Source organism: Streptomyces sp. NPDC044002, assembly GCF_056434525.1.
In genome coordinates, this window is record NZ_JBWKEZ010000089.1 from 1 (window position 1) to 17,131 (window position 17,131).

Here is a 17,131-nt window from a genome sequence, read left to right on the forward strand (position 1 = left end):
CGCCCCCCCCCCCCCCCCGCCCCCCCCCCCCCCCCCCCCCCCCCCCCCCCCCCCCCCCCCCCCCCCCCCCCCGTCCCGCCGCCAGGGAGTCGTGTCGGTCACCGGCCGGCCGGTCCCTCGGCGGCCAGCGGGCCCTGCCCGGGCGCGGAGCCGGCGGCGAACCCCGGGGAGGGCAGGGCCCACCACGCCGCGAGTCCGATGATCACGCCGGTCAGCACGGTGGACGGCCCGCCGATGTCCGCGTACAGGAAGTCGGTCAGCTGCCACACGAACAGCCCGGTCGCGATCAGTCCGCAGTCCCGGACCGCCCGGTCGGCGCCGGCCGCGCACCGCCGCAGCCCGGCGACCAGCAGTGCGGCCCAGCCGCCCGCCAGCGCGAGCAGGCCGATCAGGCCCTGCTCGCTGAGGACGAGGAGGTACATGTTGTGCGGGGACAGCAGCGGCTGCTTGATGAAGGCCTGTCCGGCGCCGGCGGTGTCGCTGCCGGAGGACAGCCCCAGCGAGGAGTGGCCGTCGCGGTGCGCGGGGAAGCCCTTGAGGCCCACGCCCACCGCGGGGCGCTCCCGCCACATCGACTCGGCGGCGGCCCACATCGTGTAGCGGTCGGTCACGGACTGGTCGGGGGCGCTGGAGACCTGGGTGATGGAGGTGAGCCGCTCGGCGACCATCTCGGAGCCGACGCCGAGCCCGCCGACGAGGACGACGCCCAGCGCGGCCAGCGCGACGAGCACCCGCAGGGCCCGCCGGATCCCGGCCAGGAACATCACCAGCACCGCCGCCCCGAGGGTGGCGATCCAGGCGCCGCGGCTGAAGGACAGCACCAGCGGCAGCACCAGGGCGAGGGCCGAGGCCCCCGCAGCACGGCGGACCCGCTTGGACAGCCCCGGCGCGAGCGCGGCGGCGGTCGCGACGACGAGCCCGTACGCGACGACGGTGGCCATGCCCATCACGTCGCCGGGGCCGAAGGTCCCCACGGCGCGGACGTTGGCGCCCTGGTAGGAGGCGCCGGTGTGGGTGGCGTACTGGACGACTCCCACCGCTCCCTGGACCAGGGCCAGGACGACGAAGCACCCGGCGGCGATCCGGAACTCGCGGGCGTCGCGCACCAGCAGCACCACGGCCGCCGGGACGAGCACGAAGACCTGGAGGTAGCGCACGAAGCCGGGGAGGGCGGCGTACGGGTCGCCGGCGGTCATCGTGGACACCGCGAGCCCGACGCCGGGGGCGCCGAGCACGAGCACGCCGAGCGGGCTCAGGGTCCGTACCCGGCCGCGCAGGGCCTGGATCCCGCAGACGAGGGCGAGGAACAGCGAGGCGGCGTCGGCGGGGCCGACCTTGCCGGAGGCGGTCGCGTCGCCGGCGGGGAGCGGGGCGAGGAGGAACAGGACGGTCGCGGCGAGGGGCAGCAGCGGCCAGTGGCGGCGCAGCGCACCCGTGTCGAAGGCCCGTGCGGGGGCGGTCATGGCGAGGGTCATGCTCAGCTCCCTCCCAGCCGGAAGCGGAAGAAGGAGGCGGCGGTGCGGGCGAGGATCCACAGGTCCTGCCACAGCGACCAGGTGTCGATGTAGTGGTTGTCGAAGCGGGCCCGGTCCTCGATGGAGGTGTCGCCGCGCAGTCCGTTGATCTGGGCGAGGCCGGTGATGCCGACGGGCATCCGGTGGCGGGCCTCGTAGCCGGGGTGGACGGTGCTGAACTTGGCGACGAAGAAGGGCCGTTCGGGGCGCGGGCCGACCAGGCTCATGTCACCCCGTACGACGTTCCACAGCTGGGGCAGCTCGTCCAGCGAGGACTTGCGCAGGAAGGAGCCGACCGGGCTCATGCGCCGGTCGCCGGCGACGGTCCAGCGGGTGGCGGACTCGTGCTCGTCGGCGCGCAGGGTGCGGAACTTCAGCAGGGTGAAGGGCCGTCCGTAGAGGCCGACCCGCTCCTGCCGGAAGATCACCCCGGGTCCGTCGGAGAGCCGGACGGCGAGGGCGCAGGCGCCCATGACGGGGGCGGCGGCGAGCAGCGCGAGGGCGGCGAGGCAGGAGTCGATGGCCCGCTTCGCGGCGCGTTCCAGCGGCCGGGAGGGGCGCGGCAGGAGCGGCTGTACGGCGTATCCCCACAGCTGGTCGGCGGGCTGCGCGACGCGCATGCCGGTGACCTTGGCGGTCCCGGCGGGGTCGGCGAGCCAGAGCCGGCAGCCGTGGTCGTGGAAGAGCCGGACCAGGGAGGCGGTGCGTTCGTCGGCCTCGGGGGGACAGGTGAAGACGGCTTCGCGGACGGAGTTCTGGATGACGGCGCGGCGTACGTCCTCGTGGGTGGCGAGCACGGGGAGCTGGCCGGGGTCCCCGTCGGCGGGGGCGGCGGTGTCGGCGATCCCGACGGGGCGCAGTCCGTACTCGGGGCGGCCGTGCAGGGCGGCGGCGACGGCTCCGGTGCCCTCGCCGGGGCCGACCACGAGGGCCGAGACGGGCCGTCGTACGGCGGCGCGGCGGCGGAGCTGGTTGACGGACCCGCGTCCCGCGCACGCCAGTACGACCTGGAGGCCGATGGCGCCGAGGAGCGCGCTCCAGCCGAGGGCGCGCTGGGGTGCGGCGGCGGCGAGGAGGGCGGCGGCCCCGGCCCAGAGCACGGCGGCGCGTCCGGCGAGGGCGGGCAGTTCGCGCAGTGCGGAGGGGGCGAGGCGGGGCCGGTAGAGGCCGGCCTGCGCGTGCAGGGCGGTGAGGAGGGCGGCGGCGGGGAGTACGGCTTCGGGGGGCAGGGTGCCGGCGGGCAGGGTGGTCGCGGTGACGGCGGCGGCGAGCGCGTCGGCGGTGAGCAGCGCGGTGACGCCTTCGTGGCGGCGGGCCCGCTGCGGCCGGACGGCGGCGCGGGCCCGGTCGGCGCGGGGTCCGCGCGGGGGGTGGATGGCGGTCACGGCACGGCGGGTTTCGGCGGGAGCCGCGGGGGCGAAGGCGCTGCCGCCGGCGTGCCCCGTGCCGCCCTGCCCGGTGTGCCGGGCGGGTGCGCTGTCCATCGTCATCGGCTGATGCGCTCCTGGTTCAAGGGCCGGGGCCTGCCCAGCAGTTCGTGGTACAGGCCGGTGACCGCGTCCGTGGTCCGCCGCACGTCGAACTCGGTCCGGGCGTGCTGCTGGGCCTGCTCCCCGAGTTCGGTGAGCAGCCGCGGTTCGGCGAGCAGCCGTCCCAGGGCCTTGGCCAGCGCCGTCGGGTCCTCCGGCGGTACCAGGCAGAGCCGTCCCTGGCCGGACGGCAGGCTTTCCCGGGCACCGCTGACGTCGGAGACCAGGACCGGGCGGCCGCAGGCCATGGCTTCGAGCGGGGCGAGCGCCATGCCTTCCCACCGCGACGGCAGTACAACGAGATCGGCGGCGTGAAGCCACGGTCGGATGTCGGCGGCGGCTCCGGCGAAGTGGACGCCGGGGGGTGCGGTGCGCCGCAGCCGTTCGGAGTCGGGGCCGTCGCCGACGAGGGCGAGGCGGGCGTCGGGGACGGCGCCGAGGACCTCGGGCCAGGCGCGCAGCAGGACGTCCTGGCCCTTCTGGGGGCAGAGCCGGCCGACGCAGACGGCGAGCGGTCCGCCGTCGGGCAGCCGCAGTGCGGTGCGGGCTTCGGCGCGGCCGCCGTCGCCGCCGCGGGCGGGGCGGAAGCGGGTGAGGTCGACGCCGTTGCGGATCACCTCCCAGCGGGCGGTGATCCCTTCGGCCTCGCCGGCCCGGCGTTCGGCTTCGCTGACGCAGAGAACCCGGTCGGCCCAGCGGGCGCCGACGCGTTCCCAGCGCAGTGCGAGGGCGGCGGTGGTGCCGCTGACGGCGTCGAAGGACCAGGCGTGGGGCTGGAAGACGGTCGGCAGGCAGCCGCGTACGGCGAGGCGTCCGGCGAGTCCGGCCTTGGCGCTGTGGGCGTGCAGCACGTCGGGGGCGAGGCGCCGGATCAGCCGGGCGGCGCCGAGGACTTCGGCGGGCAGCCCGGGTCCCGGGGAGCGTCCGGCGCGCCAGGTGTGCACTTCGGCTCCGGCGTCGCGGGCGGCGTCGGCGAGCTGTCCGCCGCGCGGGCAGCCGACGAGGACGCGCAGGCCGGCGGCGGTCTGCGCCCGTGCGAGGTCGGCGACGACGCGGGCGACGCCTCCGTCGACGGGCTGGACGAGGTGGAGGACGGTGAAGGTGGAACCGGAACCGGAACCGGAAGCGGCCGGTGACGGGTCCGGCGAGGGGTGTTTCGGCACGTGGAGTGGTCTCCTGCGTTCAGCGGCGCGCGTCTGTCTGAACGAAGAGCACACCGAGGAATTGACCTTGGCTTTCGCCCGCGAACTTGAAGCTCAGGCTGCGGGCGCCACCGGACAGGGCGGGACTCAGGTCGAACACGTCCGCGTCATATCCGAGATTATTCATATGTTCGGGCTGTCGCACGAACGGGGGACGTCCGAATTCCGTGATCGTGGAATTCATAACATCATTAAAAGGATTTTCTGAATCGCTGACGTTGACCCGTCGACCACTGTCGGCGGTCACGGTGAGTGAGTCCCCGAGGGTCCCCCGGTCCCCGTCGTAGGCGACCACCCCGGCCTTCCCGGAGGCGCCGGGCGCCACGTCCAGGCCGGTGACCTCCACCGTCTCCCCCGCCGCCTCGCCGGCGCCGGCGGCCAGCGACTCGAAGCCGTCCCACACCGAGACCCGGCGCAGCGGCTCCTGCGGGTGCTCGTAGGCGACGACCAGCGTCCAGCCGCCCCAGGCACCCGCCTGCGAGTGGCCCATGGCCACGTTGAGCTGGGCCACGGTCCACATCCCCGCCCCGCCCTTGCGCACCATCGGGGTGACGTCGGCCGAGGCCTGGTAGGCGTCGCTGCCCTGGTCGGTGTGGTGCCCGATCACGGTGTCGGCCAGCACCGCCTTGTACGCGCCCCCGGGCTCGGCGACCAGCACCCGCCCGTTGTCCTCCGGCGGCTTCTGCTCCCCCACCCGCAGGTTCCCGCCCCAGTACAGACGGGCGTACGAGACCTTCGCGCCCTGCGGGACCTTCAGCTCGGCCCGGGTGGAGTTGTAGGTGTCCGGGTCCTTGTCGACCTCGTCGTAGAACATCTCGAAGTCGCCGTTGACCCCCGCGGCACCCTTCTTGACCTCGGCGCACGGCTCGGCCTGGTCGTTCTCCTCGCGGCGGCAGCTGATGGCGGAGTTGGAGGCCCTGACCAGCCCGCCGTGCTGGACGGCCTGGTAGCGCTGCGTGAAGGGCACCCGGGGCGATTCGCGGGCCCCGGCGGTCACCGCGGCGCCCGCCTGGGGCACCTGTGCGGAAAGTGTGAGGCAGGACAGCAGGCCGAGTGTGCCGAGGATTCTGCGGGAGGAACCCATGACCCTGTCTCCATTTTCGATCAAGGGGACAAAACAGGAGTGAACTTTGTCAGAAATCGGGCTGGAAATCACGTCGGACTCGCTCGTACGGCCTTTTGGGCGATAGCACGCACCCTCTCCGTGGGCGGGTCGTTATGCCGGTGCACCATCGTTCGAACCGAAAGGAAATACGGAGATGAAGAAGAGGCTGATGCGCGGCAGCACCGTGGCGGTCGCGGGCGCGGCGATGCTGATGGGCGGCGCGGGCCTCGCCTCCGCGCACGGCGGCGCCTCGGCGGACGGTGTCGCCGCGGGTTCCCCCGGCGTGGGGAGCGGCAACGTGGTCCAGGTCCCCGTGGACGTCCCGGTGAACGTCTGCGGCCTCACCGTCAACGTGATCGCCCTGCTGAACCCCGCGTTCGGCAACACCTGCGTGAACGCCTGAGCGTCAACCGCGCCGCCCGAAACGGCGGCATCCGGGTGAAGCGACGCAACCCGAGCCGGGCCGAGGGCGTTGATCCGGATGCTCCAGTACCGGGCAATCCTGCAAAAAAGGGACGATAATGATCAAGAAGTTTGCGGCCGGCGCAGCGGTTGCCGCCACCACCGTGGGCCTCGGCGCCGCCATGGCCCCGCAGGCGATGGCTGTCGGGAACGACAACGGCATCAACACCGTCAACGGCAACAACTCGGCGCAGATCTACGGCAACCAGGCCACCTACGGCAACATGAGCCCGCAGATGGCGCTGATCCAGGGCTCCTTCAACAAGCCCTGCATCGCCCTGCCGGCCAAGGTCAACGCGCAGTCGATCCTCGCGCTCATCAACGTCGGCGTCCAGGACATCCCGGTCCTGTCCAGCCCGCAGAACCAGCAGTGCACCGAGAACTCCACCCAGGCCAAGGGTGACGAGGCCCTGTCGCACATCCTGGACAACATCCCGATCCTCTCCGGCAACGTCTCCGCCGGCAGCTGATCGCGCAGCACCCCGAGCGAGGCCGTCGCACCCCCGGGTCGCGGCGGCCTCGCCGCATGCCGGGCCCACGCAATTCAGGCCCCCTCCCACGCCCCCATTACCGGCCGGAATTCACGTCCGGAACGGCCTCCTCGGGCATCGGAGTGAATTGCACAGAAGCCCCGAGAAATTCGCGGTTTCTTTTCCCTGGCCCACTCGTTGTTGTTTTTGCAGCGGATACACCTCTGCGGGAAGGATTGGAAAAGAAAATGAAGCACAAGAAGGCAGTGGTGCTGGCCGCCGGCGCGATGATGGCCGCCGGTGTCGCCTCCCCCGCCATGGCCGACGCCACCGCCGGCGGGATCGCCAAGGACTCCCCCGGCGTCCTCTCCGGCAACCTCGTGCAGGTTCCCGTGCACATCCCGGTGAACGTCTGCGGCAACACCGCCCAGCTGGTCGGCCTCCTGAACCCGGCCTTCGGCAACACCTGCGTCAACGCCTGACGTAGCCCTCGGCCCGCAAGGGCAGGGCAGACCTCCTCGGGGTGGCCTCGGAGTGCACGGCGGTGCACTCCGAGGCCACCTTCGATTCAGTACCGGCCCACGCGCCGGTGGACAGGGAAGGACCCATGCGACAGGTACTGAGCCGACAGGTACTGGGCAAGGGGGTGCTCACCGCTGCGGCCGCATCGAGCCTGCTGTCGATCGCGACCGGCGCGGCGTGCGCGCATCCAGGGGCGATGGCCGAGGCCTCGCATTCGCCGGGTGTGCTGTCCGGCAACAGCGTCTCGGTACCGATCACGGTCACACCGAACCTGTGCGGCAACAGCGTGGACGGGGGTGCGGCCCTCAACCCCTCGATGGGCAACACCTGCGTCAGCTCCACCGGATCCCACGCCGGCGACGACGGCGGCCGCGACTACGAGCGCTACCTGAGCCCGGAGCACCGGGCGGCCTTCGAACGCTACCTCGACGAACAGCAGGGCGGCCGGCACGCGCTGCCCCGCCAGCGCCACGAGGAGGAGCGCGGGTACGAGGAACCCCGCGCGCACGCCCCCAAGCACGCCGCACCGCGCCACGAGGCGCCCCGCCACGAGCCCCCCGCGCCGCCCCGCCACCACCAGGACGGCGGCGACGAGGGCGGCTACGGCGGGAACGGCTCCGGCGAGAACGGGGAGGAGTGCGACGACCACCCGCCGCAGCAGCCCCCGCACGCGGAGCACCCGGCACCCCACCCGGCACCGCCCGCCCCGGCGCCGCAGCACCCGAAGCCCAAGCCGGAGCCGCGGCCCGCCCCCAAGCCCGAGCCGAAGCCCGAGCCGAAGCCCGAGCCGAAGCCCGAGCCGAAGCCCGGCCCCGTGGCGGAGCACCCGGCCCCCGCCCCGACGCCGGCCCCCATGCCGGCCCCGGCGCCCGCTCCGGCCCCCGCCCCGCAGCCCGCGCCCCAGCCCGCACCGGCCCCGGCTCCCCCGCCGCAGCCCCCGCAGGCCGAGACCCCGGCGCCGCAGCCCGCCGAGCAGCCCCACACCCTCCCGGCACCGGTCCCCGCCCCCGTCCCGCAGCCCGCCCCGGCCCCGCAGCCCGAGGCGCAGCCGGCCCCGGCCCCCGCCCCGGCGGCCCCCGCCGCGGAGGTTCCGGCGCCGCGCCCGCCGCACGGCAGCCAGCCGGAGCGGCCCGCGCCCGCGCCGCTCCCCGTCCCGGAGGTCGTCCGCCCCGCGGACCAGCCCCCGGCGGCCCCGGCCGGCGACCTCCCGGTGCACCTGCCCCCGGCGTCCGGTCCCGCCCCGGCGCCGGCCCCCGAGGCCGCCCCGCCGGCCCCCGTCCCGGCTCCGGCCCGGGTGGCCGCACCGGAGCTGGCGGCCACCGGAGCGGGTGAGGTCTCGGCCATGGCGGCCCTCGCCTCGGCCCTGATCCTCGGCGGCGCGATTCTGTACCGCAGGTCCCGTATCGACTGACCGGGAATACCGGTAATCAGAAGAAATACCGGCCGGAGAATCCCCCCTCGGATTCTCCGGCCGCTGCCGTGCGCCCGGCCCGCGTTTCCGTAGGGGCCGGTAATCGTTAGCCAGGTCGAAAGCGGCGCGACGGTCGCCGCCGACACCTCTGTCCACGAATAGAAGAGGATTTTCGATAATGAAGCTCTCCAAGGCCGCCGCTGTCGTCGCCGGCTCCGTCGCCGCGCTCGGAGCGGCGGCTCCCGCCATGGCGGCGGAAGCGCCCGCCGGTCCCCCGATGAGCCTGTCGGCCGGATGGAACACGGCCCTGAGCGCCGTCGAGCCGGTCATCGCCTCGTCCCCCGAGACCGTGGGCATGGCCCTCGCCGAGCAGGGCGACACCGTCAACAAGGTCGTCGGCACCGCCCAGGGCGTCAACAAGCTCCGCAGCGACCCGGGCAAGCTCCTGGGCCTGGCGAACGGGGTGACCCAGGCGTCCCCGCTGCTCGGTGGCGTGCACGTCAACGGCAGCCAGAACTGATCAGCCCGGGAACGACTGTGGGCGCCCCCGGCATCGCCGGGGGCGCCCACAGTCGTGTGGTGCTGACCGATACGTGCGTCAGTCGTTGATGCAGACGTTGCCGAACGCGGGGTTCAGCGCGCCGATGATGCTCACGGAGTTGCCGCAGACGTTGACCGGAACGTGGACGGGGACCTGGACCAGGTTGCCCGAGAGGACACCGGGGGAGCCCACGGCCGCGCCCTCGGCCGAGGAGTCGGCGGAGGCGGCGCCGGCGGCACCGGCGACGGCGAGACCAGCGGAGGCCAGGGCCACAGCGGCCTTCTTGGCAGCAGTGTTCATGGGAAGTGCACCTTCTCTTCGATGTCCTGCCCCTGTCCGGGGCTCACACGAAGCGAAACGGTCCAGCTTCCCCGACGACACGGCCGCGAGCCGAAGAAGACCCGAACCAGACCTGTTCAGCCCAATAGTCGTAACCATGGCGCCGGCCGGACCCCGCCGACCCGCCTAGCTGCGGATGGGAATGTCGGGGATGTCGGGGACATCCGGGATGTCGGGCAGTCCGGGGATCACGTCGGTGGCCGGGAGTGCCGGAGCCGCCGGGACGGCAGGGACGGCCGGGGCGGCGGGGACCGCCGGGACGGCCGGAACGGCCGGGATGGCGGGGAGGTTGACCGACGGGAGGCCGTCCGGCAGCTTGATCTCGGGGAGCTTGATCTCCGGGATCTTGATCTCGGGGAGCTTGATCTCGGGAAGCTTCACCCCGCCCAGCAGGCCCGTGAGGGAGCCCAGCAGGTCCCCCAGGGTCTTGGTCAGGCTGGCGAGGAGGTCGTCGATCGGGCCGGCGGCGACCTGGTCGGGGACGGCCTGCTTGACCTCCTCCAGCCGGTCGATCCGCTCCTGCACGGCGGCCGCCCGCTCTTCGACGGCCGCCGCGGCGCCGCCGTCGGCGGCCACCGCGGGGACGGCCGCGCCGGACAGTATGACGACGGCGAGGGCCGACGGGACGAGGACGCGGAGGCGGGACGGCTTCGTACGCATGGGGGCTTCCTTCGGGTGGTCGCGAAAGCGGACGGGAACAATCCGCTTCCTCACCCACCGTGCGCAGCCCTTCTACGGAGCGCAACACGATCTTGATTGGCGGGGCGGGCCCTGGGGGCTGCGTACGGGCTTCGCGCAGGCGTCCGCAGGCGCCTCACCCGGACCGGCGAAATCGCCGCCCCGGACGGGCCGATCGAGTGAAGGGGCGGAACCAACCCCTAGGAGGACCGGTTGATCAGGGCGCTCCACAAGCGGGCACTCGTGCGACAAAAGGATCAATGATGCTCAAGAAGATCATGGCCGCCGCCGCGGTCACCGCCGCCGCCGTCGGCGCGGGCGCCGCTCCGGCCATGGCCATCGGCAACGACAACGGGATCAACACCGTCAACGGCAACGGCGCCCAGCAGATCTACGGCAACCAGAAGACCACCGGCGACATGAGCCCGCAGCTCGGCCTGGTCCAGGGCTCCCTCAACAAGCCCTGCATCGGCCTGCCCGCGAAGGTCAACGCCCAGTCGATCCTCGCCCTGCTCAACATCGGTGTCCAGGACATCAACGTCCTGTCCAACCCGCAGAACCAGCAGTGCACCGAGAACTCCACCCAGGCCAAGGGCGACGAGCCGCTCTCCCACATCCTGAGCAACATCCCGGTCCTCTCCGGCAACGGCTCGATCGGCAGCTGACCTCCTCCGCTCGGCCCCTTCCGGTCAGGGCGCGCACCGGCGCCCGTGGAGCGAAGTGACACGGCGACGAAGTGACGAGGGCCCCGGCGGCGTCCAGCCGCCGGGGCCCTCGTTCGCGCACTCCCCGCTCCGCCCGGGTCAGCCCGTCCAGAAGTCCCACCAGCGGGTCAGGACCAGCATCCCGATCACCCCGGTGTGCAGGGCGGGCGGCGCCCAGGCGAAGTCGGTGAACAGGGCCCGCAGCGGGCCGGGGGCGGGCAGGTCGCCGGTGCGGACGTTGCGGGCGGTGACCGCCCAGAACATCAGCAGGGTCGCCACCCACGCCAGGCAGCACCACAGGCACAGGGCGTTGATCTCGTACAGCGACTGGACCATCAGCCAGGCGCAGAAGCCGGTGCCGAAGAGCGTCCCGGCGTTCAGTCCCAGCCAGAACCAGCCCCGGTAGCGGGCGCCGGCCAGCAGGCCCGCGCCGACGCAGACGACCACGGCGTAACCGGCCAGCCCGAGCATCGGGTTGGGGAAGCCGAAGGCGGAGGCCTGCTCGCTCTGCATGACGCTGCCGCAGGACACCACGGGGTTCAGACTGCAGGCGGGCTTGAAGTCCGGGTCCTCCAGCAGGAGGAACTTGTCCAGGGTGATCACCCAGGAGGCGAGCAGTCCTGCCGCCCCGGTGACCACCAGCAGCCAGGCCAGCCCCCGGGAGGCGCCCGGTTCGCCCTCGGGGCGGATGCGGGGGCGGCCCTGCTGGCGGGGGACGCCCACTGTGTTCGTTGCCATACCGCCCATGCTCCCGCGCAAGGTGACGGACCGCCGCGAACCAGGGCCATCCGTATCCAACTTGACCTGAAGGTGTGGCGGGAACCCCTGATGCTTCCCGGACGTTTTACCGAATCCCGGACGTGATGTCAGGCGCAGGGGCTACGTTGTGCTTCCGCGAAGTGACAAGCAGCGACGGCCTGGAGACCCACCTTGAGCGATCCGTACGAGACAACCGAGGCGCACCTCGAGCGACTCCTGGGCCGCGCCCTCAACTCCTTCGACCTGCCGGACAGGTTGGTCGAGCGCCTCGGCACGGCGCTCGCCCACAGCTCTTCGCTGTACACCACCCACCACAGCCCGTCGGCGGGGCTGTGGCGGGAGACCCACCGGCACACCTACCTGCTGCCCGATGGGGACGCGGCGTCCCTGTGGGAGCTGGCCTACCGGCTCGGGGGCGACCGCGGCACCCGGCACGAGGTGTTCGAGAGCAAGGCCGAACTGGGGCTGGCGGTGGCCCGGCTGTTCGGCGAGTCCCCGGCGGAGCCGGTGCTGCCCGAGGCCCCCGGTCCGGGCGACGGGGACGGCGACGAGGGCCTGGAGGGCGATCTCGCGGTGCTGAGCGCGCTGTTCGCGGCCCCCTCGCCCCAGCAGCGCCGCCGCGAGTACACGGTGGAGCAGTCCGCCGACCACGCCCGGCGGGTGCTGCGCCGCGCGGAGAACGCCGACCGGCCGGGCGAGGCGGTGGCGGTACTGCTGCGCTCGGCGTACGCGCACCACATCACGCAGGCGTTCGGCGGCCGGCAGTGCCTGGCCGACGGGCGGGACGCCGGTTTCAGCCTGTACGAGCACGCCTTCGTGCTGCTGGACGGGAGCGAGTTCAGCCTGTGGGAGGTCGAGCACACGGCGACTCCGGACGGGCGGCACATGTGCGAGGTCTACGACAGCGAGGCCGCCGCGCGCGGGGCGATGGAACTGCGGGCCCGGGTCCGCTGACGCGGGCCGCCGGCGGGCGCGGCTGCGGCGGGCGCGGTGCCCTCAGCCGGCGGACAGCGGGAGGTCCAGGGGCAGGTCCCGGGTGATGTGGACGGCCTCGGGGCGCAGGTCCGCCGGGCCCGGCATGACGCTGCCCGGCAGCTGCACGGCGGCCGCGCCGTGGGCGAGGGCCGAGGCGAGGGCGGCGGGGCCGGTGCCGCCGGCGGCCAGGAAGCCGGCGAGGGCGGCGTCGCCGGCCCCGACGTCGCTGCGGACCGCCGCGACCGGGGCCGTGCCGTGGTGGGCGCCGTCGGCGGTGACCAGGAGCTGCCCGCGCGCGCCGAGGGAGGCCAGGACCGCGCCGGCGCCGCGCCCGACGAGCTCCTCGGCGGCCTTGACGGCGTCGCCGAGGGTGGCCAGCGGGCGGCCCACGGCTTCGGCGAGCTCGGCGGCGTTCGGCTTGACGACGTCGGGGCGGGCGGGCAGGGCCGCCGCCAGGGCGGGGCCCGAGGTGTCCAGGGCCACGCGGGCCCCCGCCTCCCGGAGCACCGCACCCCCGTCCGGCGAAGGGACCTCGTAGGTCCGGTCGAGGGAGGGGGAGGCAACTACGCGCCGAGGGGCGCACATGGGATCGATTTAGCTCGATCGTGTGATGGGCGACTGCCGGGATTGCGGTGTCCTGAGCCGACCAGGATAGCGTGACTGATGCGATCTGGGACGCCGGGTACGGCGCCAGCGTGCGGGGCCCCTGCTCCACCAGAGTGATGGTTCAGGGCCTCCCCGTCGCCTCTGGCCGCGCCCATATGGCCAGGTCGCTCAGGGAACCGGCCTCCCGGGACCGGACCACGCACGGGATGCGTGTCGCCGCCTCGGGGTTGAGTACGCCGGCGACCAGTGCGCCCAAGACCGTTCGGGGCGTGCGGCTGATCGGATTAACTCCCGCTCAGTCCACAGGAACGGTTGGGGGTGACCGTGAGGATCACCGCCTGTGGGTCTACGTCCGTTTGATGCCTGCTTCTCCCAGCTTCTCCCCCCTACGGAGAAGATCGGGGGAGAATAAAGAGAAACGGACATGCCCGCTCACAAGAGCGGGCATGTCCGTTTCATCCGGGCCGGAGCCCGGGGGCCGTCAGTGGGCGCCCTCCACGGCCCCCTCGCGCTCCGACATCGGGATCTGCCGGCGCGGCAGCACGAACATCACCGCGAAGATCACCACGAGGACCGCCACGACCCACCACAGCGCGCCGCGGAAGGCCTCCGCGTACGGCACGCCGAGGATCCGGTCGTCCTCGATGGAGCCGAAGAAGACGACGGAGGTCAGCGCGAGGCCGAGCGCGTTGCCCATCTGGCCGGTGGTGTTGATCAGGCCGGACGCGGAGCCCGCGTGCTCGCGCGGCACCTGGGACAGGATCGTGTCGTTCAGCGGGGCGACGATCAGGCCCATGCCGATGCCCATCACGACCAGCGGGGCGGCCATCTGCCAGGAGCTGATCCCCATGCCGTAGCGGTCGGCCTCCCAGATGTAGAGGAGCAGGCCCGCGGCCATGACCAGCGCGCCGGCCTGGAGCACCTTGCGGCCGAAGCGCGGGACGAGCTTCTCGACCGAGATGCCGGCCGCGACGGAGACGGCGATGGAGAAGGGGATGCCGGTGCTGCCGGCGTGCAGCGGGGTCCAGCCCAGGCCCATCTGCATGTACAGCGTCCAGACCAGGAAGAAGATGCCGGTCGCGAGGCCGAAGGCCAGCTGGACCGTGATGCCGCCGGCGAAGCTCTTGATCCGGAAGAGGGAGAGCTCGACGAGCGGGGAGCCGTCCTTCTTGATCTTGTACTTCTCGTAGCCGATGAAGACGGCGAAGACGACCGGCGAAGCGATCATGCAGACGAAGCCCCAGAGCGGCCAGTCGTTCTCCCGGCCCTGGGTGAGCGGGTAGATCAGCATGACCAGCGCGAGCGTGGCGAGGACGACGCCCACCAGGTCCAGGCGCAGGGCCTTGGGGGCCTTGGACTCGGAGATGAACGCGCGGCCCATGAGCAGCGCGGCGATGCCGACGGGCAGGTTGATCAGGAAGATCGTGCGCCATTCGAGGCCGAACAGGTCCCACTCGGTGAGCAGTGCGCCGAGCATCGGCCCCGAGACCGCGCCGAGTCCGACGATCGCGCCGAACATGCCGAAGACCTTGCCGCGCTCGTGCGGCGGGAAGGTGACGTGGATGATCGCGAGGACCTGCGGGACCATCAGGGCCGCCATGGCGCCCTGGAGGAGGCGGGAGGCGACGAGCATGGACGGGTCGGGCGCGATGCCGCAGAGCAGCGAGGCGATGGTGAAGCCGGCGACGCCGATGAGGAAGAGGCGCTTGCGGCCGTAGATGTCACCGAGACGGCCGCCGGTGATCAGGCCGGCGGCGAAGGCGAGCGCGTAGCCGGCGGTGATCCACTGGATGGCGCTGGTCGAGGCGCCGAAGTCCTGGCGCATGCTGGGTATCGCGATGTTGACGATCGTGACGTCGACCAGGTCCATGAAGGACGCGGTCATCACGATGGCGAGCGCCAGCCAGCGGCGGCGGTCGCCCGGGGCGGCGGCGTCGTCGCCGGGGGCGTCTGGTGCGGGTGCTGCTGCGGCGGGTGCGTTCCGCTCTTCTCGGACGGGCCCGTTCTCTCTTTCGGGCGATGCCATGGACGTCTCGGTGCTCATGGAGAGAAACCTAGACGGCATGTAGGCCAGAAGGTGTCCTACTTACCTGGCAATCTTGAAGTATGAACGACACTCCCGGCCGGCTGCTCACCCTGCTGTCCCTGCTCCAGACCCCGCGCGAGTGGCCGGGCAGCGAGCTGGCGGAGCGGCTGGGGGTGAGCCCGCGGACGATCAGGCGGGACATCGAGCGGCTGCGGGAGCTGGGATACCCGGTGGAGGCCACGCTGGGCGCGGTCGGCGGGTACCGGCTGGTGGCGGGGGCGGCGATGCCGCCGCTGCTGCTGGACGACGAGGAGGCCGTGGCGATCGCGGTGGGGCTGCGGGTGGGGGCCGGGCACGCCATCGAGGGGGTCGAGGAGGCCTCCGTGCGCGCTCTGGCGAAGCTCGAGCAGGTCCTGCCGGCGCGGCTGCGGCACCGGGTGGGCGCCTTGCAGTCGGCGACGGTCGCGGTGACCCGGGGCGACGGGCCGAGCGTGGACCCGCGGACGCTGACGGCGATGGCCGGGGCGGTGGCGGGGCCGGAGCGGCTGAGGTTCGCGTACCGGGCCCGGGACGGGGTGGACTCGCGCCGGCTGGTGGAGCCGTACCGGCTGGTGAGCACCGGGAGCCGCTGGTACCTCGTCGCCTACGACCTGGAGCGGGAGGACTGGCGCACCTTCCGGGTGGACCGGGTGAGCGAGCCCTTCGCGACGGGGGCCCGGTTCGCGCCGCGCCCGCTGCCGATGGAGGCGGCGGAGTTCGTCCGGCGGGGGCTGCGGGGCGAGCGGACGTACCCGGTCGACGTGTCCTTCGCCGCGCCGCCCGAGGAGCTGCCGGGGTGGCTGCGCGAGGCGGCCGCGGCGGAGGCGGACGGGGCGCGGGTGCGCTTCGAGAGCGGGGACGCGCCGGAGTGGCTGGCTGCCCGGATGGCGCTGACGGGGCTGGAGTTCACGGTGCGCGGGCCGGAGTTCCTGGCGGAGGCGGCCGGGACGCTGGGCGCGCGGCTGGCCCGGGCGGGGGCCTGAGGGCGTCCGGGCAGGGGGGAGCCCCGGCGCCGGGGGGGTTGGCACCGGGACTCGTCCGGGGAGGGAGCGGGAGCGCTGCGGCCGTCCGGGACCCTGGCCGCGGGCCGGTCAGGCCACCGCGTCGAAGCCGGTGTCGCGGGCCATGCGCTTCAGCTCCAGCAGGGCGTGCTTCTCGATCTGGCGGATCCGCTCGCGGGTCAGGCCGTGCTGCTTGCCGACCTCGGTCAGGGTCCGCTCGCGGCCGTCCTCGATGCCGTAGCGCATCTTGATGATGGAGGCCGTGCGCTGGTCGAGCTTGCCGAGGAGGTCCTCCAGCTCCTCGCTGCGCAGCAGGGAGAGCACGGACTGCTCGGGCGAGATCGCGGAGGTGTCCTCCAGCAGGTCGCCGAACTGGGTGTCGCCCTCGTCGTCGACCGACATGTTGAGGCTGACCGGGTCGCGCGCCCAGTCCAGGACGTCGCCCACGCGCTTCTCGGTGGAGTCGAGCTCGGCGGCGATCTCGGCGTGCTCGGGGTCGCGGCCGTGCTCGCGGTTGAACTCACGCTGGATCCGGCGGATCCGGCCGAGCTCCTCCACGAGGTGGACGGGGAGGCGGATGGTGCGGGACTGGTCCGCGATGGAGCGGGTGATGGCCTGGCGGATCCACCACGTCGCGTACGTGGAGAACTTGAAGCCCTTGGCGTAGTCGAACTTCTCGACGGCGCGGACCAGGCCGGCGTTGCCCTCCTGGATGAGGTCGAGCAGGGGCAGGCCGCTGCGCGGGTAGCGGCGGGCGACGGCCACGACCAGGCGGAGGTTGGACCGGATGAAGACTTCCTTGGCGCGCTCGCCTTCGGCGGCCAGGGCTTCCAGTTCCTCGCGGGCGGGCGTCTCCCCGTCGCGCTCTATCTCGCCGTCGAGGATCTGCCGGGCGTACACGCCCGCCTCGATGATCTGCGAGAGCTCCACTTCCCTGGCGGCGTCGAGCAGCGGGGTGCGCGCGATCTCGTCGAGGTACATGCCGACCAGGTCGCGGTCGACGATCTCCCCGCCCGCAGCGCGGGCGCTGCTCGTGGACTGACGACGGGCGACGGCGCGGGTTGCCATGCGTGCTCCCTTGCGATGCGATGAATCGGTCGCGGTGCGTCCTCGGACACTCTTCCGAGTGCCCGCTTCCGAAAGGAAACAACGACTGGAATCGGGACAGAATTCCCACGCCGGTCTCCCTTTTTCGAGATCTTGCAGTATCCTGCCCCGCCGCCCCTCGGAACCGGGGTCGGCGGCCTC

The 17,131-nt window shown here is 73.1% G+C and carries 17 protein-coding genes and 1 pseudogene; 8 read left to right on the plus strand and 10 right to left on the minus strand.

All coding sequences use genetic code 11. The features are described 5' to 3' along the window. Positions 1-98: 98 nt before the first annotated feature. From AC07A6_RS37445 to AC07A6_RS37460, 4 genes are read right to left on the minus strand one after another with little or no spacing between them, the layout of a single operon-like run. Positions 99-1,475 carry an O-antigen ligase family protein gene (locus AC07A6_RS37445; protein ID WP_478780111.1) on the minus strand — a complete coding sequence of 459 codons (1,377 nt, stop codon included), beginning with the start codon at positions 1,473-1,475 and terminating at the stop codon, positions 99-101. Between the two features lie 2 nt (positions 1,476-1,477). After that, positions 1,478-3,004: a sugar transferase gene (locus tag AC07A6_RS37450; protein WP_478780112.1), complete on the minus strand. Its 1,527-nt coding sequence runs from the start codon at positions 3,002-3,004 to the stop codon at positions 1,478-1,480. Next, a complete protein-coding gene (locus tag AC07A6_RS37455; RefSeq protein WP_478780113.1) occupies positions 3,001-4,206 on the minus strand; it encodes a glycosyltransferase family 4 protein in 1,206 nt (401 codons plus the stop codon). The genes AC07A6_RS37450 and AC07A6_RS37455 overlap by 4 nt, the downstream gene beginning before the upstream one ends. Positions 4,207-4,225: 19 nt before the next feature. Next, positions 4,226-5,401 (minus strand): DUF3344 domain-containing protein, encoded by a 1,176-nt coding sequence (locus AC07A6_RS37460; RefSeq protein ID WP_478780114.1) that lies wholly within the window; start codon positions 5,399-5,401, stop codon positions 4,226-4,228. Positions 5,402-5,504: 103 nt separating this feature from the next. On the opposite strand from AC07A6_RS37460, the gene AC07A6_RS37465 reads away from it, so the two are divergent. The 5 genes from AC07A6_RS37465 (at position 5,505) to AC07A6_RS37485 (ending at position 8,735) form a co-directional block, all read left to right on the plus strand. Then, positions 5,505-5,753, plus strand: a complete 249-nt coding sequence (locus tag AC07A6_RS37465) for a chaplin (RefSeq protein ID WP_362471374.1) — start codon at positions 5,505-5,507, stop codon at positions 5,751-5,753. A 118-nt stretch (positions 5,754-5,871) separates the two neighbouring features. Further along, positions 5,872-6,282 (plus strand): rodlin, encoded by a 411-nt coding sequence (locus AC07A6_RS37470; RefSeq protein ID WP_125603605.1) that lies wholly within the window; start codon positions 5,872-5,874, stop codon positions 6,280-6,282. A gap of 248 nt (positions 6,283-6,530) precedes the next feature. After that, positions 6,531-6,764 (plus strand): chaplin, encoded by a 234-nt coding sequence (locus tag AC07A6_RS37475; RefSeq protein WP_362471379.1) that lies wholly within the window; start codon positions 6,531-6,533, stop codon positions 6,762-6,764. Between the two features lie 125 nt (positions 6,765-6,889). Then, complete coding sequence (locus AC07A6_RS37480; RefSeq protein ID WP_478780115.1) at positions 6,890-8,215, plus strand: chaplin; 1,326 nt, start codon at positions 6,890-6,892, stop codon at positions 8,213-8,215. Positions 8,216-8,393: 178 nt separating this feature from the next. Then, on the plus strand, positions 8,394-8,735 hold the full coding sequence (locus AC07A6_RS37485) for a hypothetical protein (RefSeq protein ID WP_362471832.1): 342 nt from the start codon (positions 8,394-8,396) through the stop codon (positions 8,733-8,735). A gap of 78 nt (positions 8,736-8,813) precedes the next feature. On the opposite strand, the gene AC07A6_RS37490 is transcribed toward AC07A6_RS37485, so the two are convergent. Next, positions 8,814-9,056, minus strand: coding sequence for a chaplin (locus AC07A6_RS37490; RefSeq protein ID WP_362471829.1), 243 nt, complete (start codon positions 9,054-9,056; stop codon positions 8,814-8,816). A gap of 165 nt (positions 9,057-9,221) precedes the next feature. Beyond that, entirely contained in the window at positions 9,222-9,755 is a 534-nt protein-coding gene (locus AC07A6_RS37495; RefSeq protein ID WP_478780116.1) for a hypothetical protein, read from the minus strand. A gap of 281 nt (positions 9,756-10,036) precedes the next feature. Between AC07A6_RS37495 and AC07A6_RS37500 the strand changes: the two genes are divergently transcribed. After that, positions 10,037-10,438, plus strand: coding sequence for a rodlin (locus AC07A6_RS37500; RefSeq protein ID WP_362471823.1), 402 nt, complete (start codon positions 10,037-10,039; stop codon positions 10,436-10,438). A 138-nt stretch (positions 10,439-10,576) separates the two neighbouring features. Here AC07A6_RS37500 and AC07A6_RS37505 read toward each other — a convergent pair whose 3' ends face one another. Next, a complete protein-coding gene (locus AC07A6_RS37505; protein ID WP_478780117.1) occupies positions 10,577-11,215 on the minus strand; it encodes a vitamin K epoxide reductase family protein in 639 nt (212 codons plus the stop codon). Between the two features lie 192 nt (positions 11,216-11,407). On the opposite strand from AC07A6_RS37505, the gene AC07A6_RS37510 reads away from it, so the two are divergent. Further along, complete coding sequence (locus AC07A6_RS37510) at positions 11,408-12,190, plus strand: DUF6227 family protein (protein WP_478780118.1); 783 nt, start codon at positions 11,408-11,410, stop codon at positions 12,188-12,190. 42 nt (positions 12,191-12,232) lie between these two features. Here the strand turns inward: AC07A6_RS37510 and AC07A6_RS37515 are convergent. Together AC07A6_RS37515 and AC07A6_RS37520 are read right to left on the minus strand one after the other, a co-directional pair. After that, positions 12,233-12,706, minus strand: a pseudogene (locus AC07A6_RS37515) (PfkB family carbohydrate kinase); the annotation flags it as partial. 592 nt (positions 12,707-13,298) lie between these two features. Further along, positions 13,299-14,861 (minus strand): MFS transporter, encoded by a 1,563-nt coding sequence (locus AC07A6_RS37520; RefSeq protein WP_478780119.1) that lies wholly within the window; start codon positions 14,859-14,861, stop codon positions 13,299-13,301. A gap of 62 nt (positions 14,862-14,923) precedes the next feature. On the opposite strand from AC07A6_RS37520, the gene AC07A6_RS37525 reads away from it, so the two are divergent. Beyond that, positions 14,924-15,865, plus strand: coding sequence for a helix-turn-helix transcriptional regulator (locus AC07A6_RS37525; protein WP_362471811.1), 942 nt, complete (start codon positions 14,924-14,926; stop codon positions 15,863-15,865). A gap of 108 nt (positions 15,866-15,973) precedes the next feature. Here the strand turns inward: AC07A6_RS37525 and AC07A6_RS37530 are convergent, their stop codons facing one another. Continuing rightward, complete coding sequence (locus AC07A6_RS37530; RefSeq protein WP_362471808.1) at positions 15,974-16,951, minus strand: sigma-70 family RNA polymerase sigma factor; 978 nt, start codon at positions 16,949-16,951, stop codon at positions 15,974-15,976. Positions 16,952-17,131 lie beyond the last annotated feature (180 nt).